We start from the raw sequence: 8,440 nt of genomic DNA on the forward strand, positions 1-8,440 counted from the left end.
GGCCACGAGCTTGGTCCAGGCGGTCACGACGTGCTCCCCTGCCTCGTCGTACACCTCGCCGCGGACGTCCAGGATGTCGTTGCCCGCGAGCGACTTGATGCCCTCGATCGTGGAGGTGACCGTGAGCCGGTCGCCGGCGCGCACCGGGCGGGCGTAGGCGAACTTCTGGTCGCCGTGCACCACGCGGCTGTAGTCCAGCCCCAGCTGCGGGTCCTGGACGACCTGTCCAGCGGCCCGGAAGGTGATGGAGAACACGAAGGTCGGCGGGGCGATCACATCGGGGTGGCCGAACGCCTTGGCGGCCTCGGGGTCCGTGTACACCGGGTTGGTCTCGCCCACCGCCTCGGCGAACTCGCGGATCTTCTCCCGGCCCACTTCGTAGGGCTCGGTGGGCGGGTAGGTCCGTCCCACGAAGGACTGGTCGAGCGCCATGGCCCGGCACCTCCTGATCTCTGCTGTGATGGCCCCAAATTAGCGGGAAACCGGTCATGGAATGCGCACGGGGCCGGTGGGGCGCCGTGGCGCCGGACCCTGGAAAACGCCGTGAGGCCGCCCCCTCGGAAGGGGACGGCCTCACGGACGAGCCTGATTTATCGCGTTTCGCGGTGCGCGGTGTGCGCGTTGCAACGCGGGCAGTGCTTCTTCATCTCAAGACGGTCCGGGTTGTTACGCCGGTTCTTCTTGGTGATGTAGTTCCGCTCCTTGCACTCCACGCAGGCCAGCGTGATCTTCGGGCGGACGTCGGTGGCAGCCACGTGAGTGCTCCTAAGACGAACAGATGGACTGATTTAACGCAAGAAAGAGTAGCCGATCGAAGGACCGACCCCGCAATCGGCTACTGTCAGTAGCGGTGACCGGACTTGAACCGGTGACACAGCGATTATGAGCCGCTTGCTCTACCGACTGAGCTACACCGCTTTGATGAGATCAGCTCCCGCCTCGCGACGGGAACCTCTCACACCAGAGCCCCAAAACGGAATCGAACCGTTGACCTTCTCCTTACCATGGAGACGCTCTGCCGACTGAGCTATTGGGGCGAGCGATGAAGACATTACACGGTCTGCCGCCGTTCACCCAAATCCGTATCCCGCCGCCCGCCGCACCCCTGTCTCGGGGCTCCCCGCGGCCCCCTGCCCCCCTGCCCACGTGCCCCGCACGCGCGCGCGGGGCACCCTGCCCACCGCCCGCAGCAGGACCACGCCGGTACGACTATTGCGCTCCTCCGCGTCCCGTCCGGGTCCCGCGCGGTTCGCCCGCCTAGGCTCGACGCACTCTGCGTGATCATGGGTCGGCCACGGCCCGGATCCCCCATGCCAGTCCGCCCGAGCCCCGGCCCCACCTGGAGCGCGATGCCCGACAGCCAGCCGCAACCGCCGTCGAACTCGTCGGGGTCCTCGGGATCGTCCGACCCGGCCACCCTCCTGCTCAGCGGGGCGCGGCTCACCGACGGCCGGACCGTGGACGTACGACTGGGCGGAGGCCGCATCGAGGCGGTCGGCACGACCGGCAGCCTCGCCCCCGGCCCGGCCCGGACGGGCGCCACCCGCGTCGACCTGAGCGGCTACCTGCTGCTGCCGGCCCCGGCCGAACCGCACGCCCACGGCGACACCGCCCTGTCCGCCGAGCGCCCCGGCCCCGCGTCGTGCGCCCCCGAGGACGTGCAGCGACGGGCGACGGAGGCCGCTCTGCTGCAGCTCGGGCACGGGGCGACGGCGCTGCGCGCGCACGTGCGCGTCGGGGACGTCCAGGGGCTCGGCGCGCTGGGCGCGGTACTGCAGGCGCGGCGGTCGTTGCGCGGGCTGGCGGAGCTGACGACCGTGGCCGTACCCCGGCTGCTGACCGGGGTGGCCGGCGCCGACGGGCTGGCGATGCTGCGGGACGCGGTGAAGATGGGCGCCTCCGTGGTGGGCGGCTGTCCCGACCTGGATCCGGACCCCACCGGCTACGTGGAGGCGGTCCTGGAGGTGGCCTCGGAACAGGGCTGCCCGGTGGACCTGCACACGGACGCGGCCGACCCCGCCCGGCTGTCCCGGCTCGCCGCCATGGCGGGCGGCCTGCGCCCCGGCGTCACCATCGGACCGTGCGCCGGTCTCGCGCGCCTGCCCGCGGACGCCGCCGCCCGGGTCGCCGACCAGCTCGCGGCGGCCGGCGTGGCCGTGGTGTGCCTGCCCCAGGGCGGCTGCGGCGGCACCGAGCGGCGGGGCACGGCACCGGTACGACTGCTGCGCGCGGCCGGGGTGCGGGTGGCGGCCGGCAGCGGCGCCCTGCGCGACGTGGCGAACCCCGTGGGCCGCGGCGACCCCCTGGAAGCCGCCTACCTGCTCGCCTCGGCCCACGGGCTGCGCCCGGAGGACGCCTACGAGGCCGTGTGCGCCTCGGCACGCGCGGTACTGGGGCTGCCGGAGGTCCGCGTGGAGGCGGGCTTCCCGGCCGAGCTGCTGGCCGTACGCGGCGACCACCTGGCCGGCGCGCTCTCCCTGGCCTACAGCCGGATCGTCGTGCACCGCGGGCGGGTGGTGGCCCGGACGAGCGCGGTACGCGAGTACTGCAACTCGGCGGCGGCAGCGGAACTCGGACTGCCGAGGCAGGGGCGGGGCGAGCTGTCGTGAGCGGGCAGCCGGCGGCGGCCCTTGGCACGCAGGCCAGGGCGTGTGCCGGCTCCGGCCGGCGCGCGGTACGACCGGCCCCGGGCCCGCCGGTCAACTCGTGCGGCGGATACGGCCCTCCGGGCGTACGGTCGGAGTCATGCGCATTGTCATCGCTGGTGGTCATGGTCAGATCGCGCTGCGGCTGGAGCGTCTGCTCTCCGCGCGCGGGGACGAGGTGGCGGGCATCATCCGCAACCCCGGACAGGGCGACGATCTCCGGGCGGCGGGTGCCGAACCAGTGCTGCTCGACCTGGAGTCGGCCTCGGTGGAGGAGGTCGCGGCGCATCTGCAGGGCGCGGACGCGGCGGTCTTCGCGGCGGGCGCGGGCCCGGGCAGCGGCGCGGGCCGCAAGGACACCGTGGACCGGGGCGCGGCGGTGCTGTTCGCGGACGCCGCCGTACGCGCGCGCGTACGCCGCTTCCTGGTGGTGTCCTCGATGGGCGCGGATCCCGCGCGCCAGGGGGACGACGTGTTCGATGCCTACCAGCGCGCCAAGGGGGAGGCCGACGCGTACGTCGCCCGGCAGGAGGCCCTGGACTGGACGATCCTGCGCCCGGGCGCGCTGACGGACGACGCGGGTACCGGCCTGGTCCGGCTGGAGGCGCACACGGGGCGCGGCCCGGTCCCTCGGGACGACGTGGCGGCCGTCCTCGCGGAGCTGGTGGACACCCCGGCGACGGCCGGTCTCACGCTGGAGCTGATCAGTGGTTCGACGCCCGTGTCGGTCGCGGTGAAGTCGGTGGCCGGGAACTGAGTCCGACCGCGGCTCGTTGACCTGTCGAGCGGCCCGCAGCCCTGCCCGCGCCCTCCGGACGGGGCGTGTACGAGCCGTGGACCAGTCGCTGCCGCTGCCGCTGTCGCTGTCGCAGTCGCAGTCGCTGTCGGCGAGCCGTCAGGGCCGGCCCGCACGCGACCGGGCCCGCGTCCTGCCCGCCGCCGCTGCCGGTCCGTCAGCAGTCAGAAGAGCGGGAGCTGTCCGGAGAAGTCCGGCACGGCGTAGCCGTCCAGTGACGGCTGCACCGCTCCGAGCTGCGCCGGCTGCCGCGACCCGGTGCAGGAGACGAGTTCGCCGCTCCCCCGCGCGCCGGGCGGGTCGTGCCGTGCGAAGCGGCCCGCGACGACGGCGATCTCGCGGCGGCACACGGGACAGGTTCTGCGTCGGGAGGACATGCCGTCAGTGTGCCCGGACGGGACCGTGAGTGCCCCTGCGCCCGGGCAGGCGCGGCGGTCAGGAGAAGCGGCCGTGGCTCAGGTCCGGGTCTCCGCCTCCCACCGGTCGGGGCCCACTCCGCGCCAGTCGATCAGCGGGGAGTCGGCGACCTCCTCCGGTTCGATCTCCAGCCCCGCCCGGCGGAGGAACTCCACCAGGTCGCGCACGTTGTGGGCGAGGCCGAGGATCTCGCCGTCCACCCGCACGCGGCGACCGCCGGTCGGGGACGGCAAGTGCACGACGATGAGACGTTTCCCGGCCATGGCTCCAGCATCATCCGGACCGGCCGGGCCCGCACCCGGGCCGGTCATTCGAGAATCCCCAGCGCGGTGTCCGGCCGGCACAGCGGGCACGCGGGGACGCCTCCGTCGGTGAGGGCCCGTACGGCCTGTTCGCGACCGACGCCCTTCGCCCGCCCGCCGGCGCCGGTACAGCCGCCGACGTGGACGTAGACCGCGTTCCGGCCGTTCAGACCACGCTCGATCGCCCACTCAGGAGCAGCCTGCCGGACGGCGAGACGGCGCTGCCGCTCGGCCTCCCGGCGCTCCTCGTCGGCGATCCACCGGTCCATCAACGCGAGCTGCCGGGCAGCCTGGTGTTCGACGACGCGACGGGCGAACCGCAGCATGTCGAGACGCGTCAGCGGACGGTCCTCGTTCACACGTTCGATTCTAGTGACCTCACGGCGAACGCGAGCACCCGGGGCCGCAAACGACGAAGGCCCCGTGTGGCGACGCCAGGATTCGCCGGCCCCGCACCCGCTTCCGCGTTGCCTCCGAGAGATCACAGCGCTAGACAGTTGGCCTCTCGCCGCTTCGGCGCTCGGAGAGCACACGCCTGAGCTGAACGATGCCCGTCACGACGGTTGCGATCAGAGACCCCGTGACGATGACAGCCAGACAGGCAAGCATCGGATTCACCCAGCTTGGAACGAGGTCGTACGAGGCGTTGCACATGTTGTGCAAAGGGAACGGCCCCGACGGCTGCGGCCCGAGCCCTTCCCGGTAGCTCTCGTCGAAGCGTTGCCCCTTCCCGAGAGTGCAAGTCTCCGCCACATCAAGGCCGCCGGAGAACGCTCCCCACAACCAGGTAGGAACGAGCAGTGCGGCCGCGACTATCGAAGATCCGAACCAGAAGCCCGGATTCCACCGAAGACGAGCCTTACCGAAGACATTGATCACCGTGCCTTCCCCCCATGGATGCTGAACCCCTGGCTCTAGCTGCACAGACGTAGCGAGGTGCCGCGGCAACCTGCCGCGGCACCTTGGTCATTATCGGCCAGGTTTGCCTCTGCCGGCCGACCGAGATCGCGCTCGGATCCGACTTGCCCCCGCCTCGGTTGGCAGTTCTCACAGGTTCGGCGGCGTCCGCCTCCGGTGCGCCTCCGGGAGGATGGCGCCGTGACAGACACGACCATCGTCGCCCTCATCACGGCCGCTGCAACTCTTCTGTCCAGCAGTATCACCGGCGCGACGGGCGCACTCCATGGCGCCCACTCCGGAGCCGAGCCAGAACGACACTCCAGCGTGCCGCAGGTCTGATGGAGGGGCGCTGCGGCCGACTGCGGGTCCGTAGATCGCGTGCACGGGGAGGCGGCTCCCATGCCGTTCACCGCCGATCCAGGCAAAGCCGAGCGGACGCGGTCGCTCCACGGTGTGTGGTCGACGACGGGTGAGACACGCCCGCGCTCCGCCCACTGCGACACGAAGGGTCGTCGACAACGAGAAACCCCCTCTGACCAGGTGTTCAACCTGATCAGAGGGGGTCCCCCTCAGCGTGGCGGCGCCAGGATTCGAACCTGGGAAGGCTGAGCCACACCGCCGGGTTGTGCTGCCGTCCGGGATCCGCTTTCGGCGGTGTTCCCCGGCAACGACGTAAACAATACCCGATGCGCAGGGGTGCTTCGCCACCCCATTGATCTCCACCCGCAGGGCCCGGGATGGCTAGGCTGGGGCGGATGCGGCCCGGTGCTCGACCGGGCCCGGCGGTCGCCGCCGCGCACGCCGGCACGCACCCGATACGCACCCCGATACAAGGAGCCACAGGACATGGCCGACTCCAGTTTCGACATCGTCTCGAAGGTCGAGCGGCAGGAGGTCGACAACGCCCTCAACCAGGCCGCCAAGGAGATCTCGCAGCGCTACGACTTCAAGGGCGTGGGAGCCTCGATCTCGTGGTCCGGTGAGAAGATCCTCATGGAGGCGAACTCCGAGGACCGGGTGAACGCCATCCTCGACGTCTTCCAGTCGAAGCTCATCAAGCGCGGCATCTCGCTGAAGGCGCTGGAGGCGGGCGAGCCACAGCTCTCCGGCAAGGAGTACAAGATCTTCGCGTCGATCCAGGAGGGCATCTCCCAGGAGAACGCGAAGAAGGTGGCGAAGATCATCCGCGACGAGGGCCCCAAGGGCGTGAAGGCCCAGGTGCAGGGTGACGAACTGCGCGTCAGCTCCAAGAGCCGCGACGACCTGCAGACCGTCATCTCCCTCCTCAAGGGCAAGGACTTCGACTTCGCCCTGCAGTTCGTGAACTACCGGTAGGACCGGGCGAGCGAGCGGAAGAGCAGGTCGAGGGCGGGCACCCGGTGGTGCCCGCCCCTTCCCGTACCGGCGGGCGTACGCGCCGCGCGTCAGTCGCGTGAGTTGCCGAACAGGATCCGGTAGACGATCAGCAGCACCAGGGAGCCGCCGATGGCCGCGGCCCACGTGGCGCCGTCGTAGAAGTGCTTGCTGACCGGGTGGTCCAGCCAGCGGGCCGAGATCCAGCCGCCGATGAACGCACCGGCGACGCCGATGAGGGTCGTCCCGATGAAGCCACCGGGGTCGCGTCCCGGCAGCAGGACCTTGGCGATGGCTCCGGCCAGCAGGCCCAGAATGATCCAACCGATGATGCTCATGCCGTGAACCTGCCCTTCCGCGCTGTGTCCGCACTGTCGGGTCCCTGTTGATTCACGGAGGGGCCCGCCGTCCGTCGCGCGCGTGTTCGTGCCGTGTCGATGAAGAAGACGTCACAGGTCCACCCTTCGGTTGCCGGGCTCACTAGGGTGCGGCCCATGACACGTACCGACGCCCCCCTGCGCCGCACCCTGGGCGTGCGGGACGCCGTGGTCGTCGGCCTGGGCTCGATGGTGGGCGCCGGCGTCTTCGCCGCCCCGGGGCCGGCCGCGCGCGCGGCCGGGTCCGGACTGCTGCCCGGGCTCGCGCTCGCCGCCCTGGTGGCCTACTGCAACGCCCTGTCATCCGCCCGGCTCGCCGCCCGCCACCCGGTCTCCGGCGGCACGTACGTGTACGGCAGGGAGCGGCTCGGCCCCTTCTGGGGCCATCTCGCCGGCTGGGCGTTCGTGGTCGGCAAGACGGCCTCCTGCGCGGCGATGGCGCTCACCGTGGGCGCCTACGTGTGGCCGGGGCAGGCGCACGCGGTGGCGGTCGCCGCCGTGGCGGCCCTGACCGCCCTGAACTACGGCGGGATCCACAAGTCGGCATGGCTGACGCGGGCGATCGTGGCCGCCGTCCTGGCCGTTCTCGCGGCCGTGGCCGTGGTGTGCCTGACCTCCGGGCGGGCCGACGCCGGGCGCGTGGACATCGGTCTGTCGTCGGGGGCCGGCGGAGTGCTCCAGGCGGCCGGGCTGCTGTTCTTCGCGTTCGCCGGGTACGCGCGGATCGCCACCCTCGGCGAGGAGGTACGCGATCCGGCGCGCACCATCCCGCGGGCGATCCCGCTGGCCCTGGGGATCGCTCTGGTGGTGTACGCGTGCGTGGCCGTCGCGGTGCTCGCGGTCCTCGGCGCGGACCGGCTCGGGCAGGCCGCGGCGCCGCTGGCCGACGCCGTGCGGGCGGCGGGCGCACCCGGCCTCGTGCCCGTGGTGCGGGCCGGGGCGGCGGTGGCCGCGCTGGGCTCGCTGCTCGCGCTGATCCTCGGGGTGTCCCGGACGACGCTCGCCATGGCCCGGGACGGGCACCTGCCGCGCGCCCTGGCGGCCGTGCACCCACGGTTCCGGGTGCCGCACCGGGCGGAGCTGGCCGTGGGCGCGGTGGTCGCCGTGCTGGCCGCGACGGTCGACGTGCGGGGCGCGATCGGCTTCTCGTCCTTCGGTGTGCTCGCCTACTACGCCGTCGCGAACGCCTCGGCCTGGACCCTCAGCCCGGCCCCGCGTTCCCGCCTGGTGCCGGCGGTGGGCCTGCTGGGCTGCGCCGCGCTGGCGTTCGCGTTGCCCGCGACCGCGGTGGCCGTCGGCACGGGCGTGCTCGCGGCGGCCGCGGCGGCCTACGGCGTACGGCGGTGGCGGGCGCGCCGGCGCGGGGCGTGACGCCCTCCGGCGCACCCGGCACGCGCGCGCGTGGGCGGCGTGGCTCGCGTACACGGGCGGGCTGCGGCGGCTCGGTCGGCCGCACTACGGCAGCTCTGTCGGCCGGGCCGCGGCGGCTCGGTCAGCGGGCCGCGAACGGCTGGTCGGTGCGGACGATCTCGCGGCCCAGCGGGAACAGGGAGACCGGTATCAGCTTGAAATTGGCGATGCCGAACGGGATGCCGATGACCGTGACGCACAGGGCGATGCCGGTCGCGATGTGGGCGAGCGCCAGCCACC

12 protein-coding genes and 2 tRNA genes are annotated in these 8,440 nt (G+C 72.5%); 4 read left to right on the plus strand and 10 right to left on the minus strand.

Annotated features, from left to right (window positions below; genetic code table 11):
- The 4 genes from IE312_RS05120 to IE312_RS05135 all read right to left on the minus strand — a co-directional run.
- Nucleotides 1–432: MaoC family dehydratase N-terminal domain-containing protein (locus IE312_RS05120; RefSeq protein WP_189978732.1), on the minus strand; the 432-nt coding region annotated here is incomplete at its 3' end.
- Nucleotides 433–590: 158 nt separating this feature from the next.
- Nucleotides 591–755, minus strand: a complete 165-nt coding sequence (gene rpmG / locus IE312_RS05125) for a 50S ribosomal protein L33 (RefSeq protein WP_003948671.1) — start codon at nucleotides 753–755, stop codon at nucleotides 591–593.
- 90 nt (nucleotides 756–845) lie between these two features.
- Nucleotides 846–918, minus strand: a tRNA-Met gene (locus IE312_RS05130).
- Nucleotides 919–964: 46 nt separating this feature from the next.
- Nucleotides 965–1,037 (minus strand) — tRNA-Thr (locus IE312_RS05135).
- Nucleotides 1,038–1,349: 312 nt separating this feature from the next.
- Here IE312_RS05135 and IE312_RS05140 point away from each other — a divergent pair.
- Nucleotides 1,350–2,609: an amidohydrolase family protein gene (locus IE312_RS05140; protein WP_189978734.1), complete on the plus strand. Its 1,260-nt coding sequence runs from the start codon at nucleotides 1,350–1,352 to the stop codon at nucleotides 2,607–2,609.
- Nucleotides 2,610–2,745: 136 nt separating this feature from the next.
- Nucleotides 2,746–3,402 carry an SDR family oxidoreductase gene (locus IE312_RS05145; RefSeq protein ID WP_189978735.1) on the plus strand — a complete coding sequence of 219 codons (657 nt, stop codon included), beginning with the start codon at nucleotides 2,746–2,748 and terminating at the stop codon, nucleotides 3,400–3,402.
- A 203-nt stretch (nucleotides 3,403–3,605) separates the two neighbouring features.
- Here the strand turns inward: IE312_RS05145 and IE312_RS05150 are convergent, their stop codons facing one another.
- The 4 genes from IE312_RS05150 to IE312_RS05165 form a co-directional block, all read right to left on the minus strand.
- A complete protein-coding gene (locus tag IE312_RS05150; RefSeq protein WP_189978737.1) occupies nucleotides 3,606–3,818 on the minus strand; it encodes a hypothetical protein in 213 nt (70 codons plus the stop codon).
- Between the two features lie 78 nt (nucleotides 3,819–3,896).
- Nucleotides 3,897–4,121 (minus strand): hypothetical protein, encoded by a 225-nt coding sequence (locus tag IE312_RS05155; protein WP_189978738.1) that lies wholly within the window; start codon nucleotides 4,119–4,121, stop codon nucleotides 3,897–3,899.
- A gap of 44 nt (nucleotides 4,122–4,165) precedes the next feature.
- Nucleotides 4,166–4,519, minus strand: a complete 354-nt coding sequence (locus IE312_RS05160; protein WP_189978740.1) for a DUF6233 domain-containing protein — start codon at nucleotides 4,517–4,519, stop codon at nucleotides 4,166–4,168.
- A 130-nt stretch (nucleotides 4,520–4,649) separates the two neighbouring features.
- Nucleotides 4,650–5,039 (minus strand): hypothetical protein, encoded by a 390-nt coding sequence (locus IE312_RS05165; RefSeq protein ID WP_189978742.1) that lies wholly within the window; start codon nucleotides 5,037–5,039, stop codon nucleotides 4,650–4,652.
- Between the two features lie 867 nt (nucleotides 5,040–5,906).
- Here IE312_RS05165 and IE312_RS05170 point away from each other — a divergent pair.
- A complete protein-coding gene (locus IE312_RS05170) occupies nucleotides 5,907–6,395 on the plus strand; it encodes a YajQ family cyclic di-GMP-binding protein (RefSeq protein WP_189978744.1) in 489 nt (162 codons plus the stop codon).
- A gap of 89 nt (nucleotides 6,396–6,484) precedes the next feature.
- Here IE312_RS05170 and IE312_RS05175 read toward each other — a convergent pair whose 3' ends face one another.
- A complete protein-coding gene (locus IE312_RS05175; protein WP_132857171.1) occupies nucleotides 6,485–6,751 on the minus strand; it encodes a GlsB/YeaQ/YmgE family stress response membrane protein in 267 nt (88 codons plus the stop codon).
- A 156-nt stretch (nucleotides 6,752–6,907) separates the two neighbouring features.
- On the opposite strand from IE312_RS05175, the gene IE312_RS05180 reads away from it, so the two are divergent.
- Entirely contained in the window at nucleotides 6,908–8,161 is a 1,254-nt protein-coding gene (locus tag IE312_RS05180; RefSeq protein WP_189978746.1) for an APC family permease, read from the plus strand.
- Between the two features lie 121 nt (nucleotides 8,162–8,282).
- Here the strand turns inward: IE312_RS05180 and IE312_RS43750 are convergent.
- On the minus strand, nucleotides 8,283–8,440 hold a 158-nt coding region (locus IE312_RS43750), incomplete at its 5' end, for a YccF domain-containing protein (RefSeq protein ID WP_306419714.1).

It is taken from the genome of Streptomyces capoamus, assembly GCF_014654935.1.
Classification (GTDB): Bacteria; Actinomycetota; Actinomycetes; order Streptomycetales; family Streptomycetaceae; genus Streptomyces; species Streptomyces capoamus.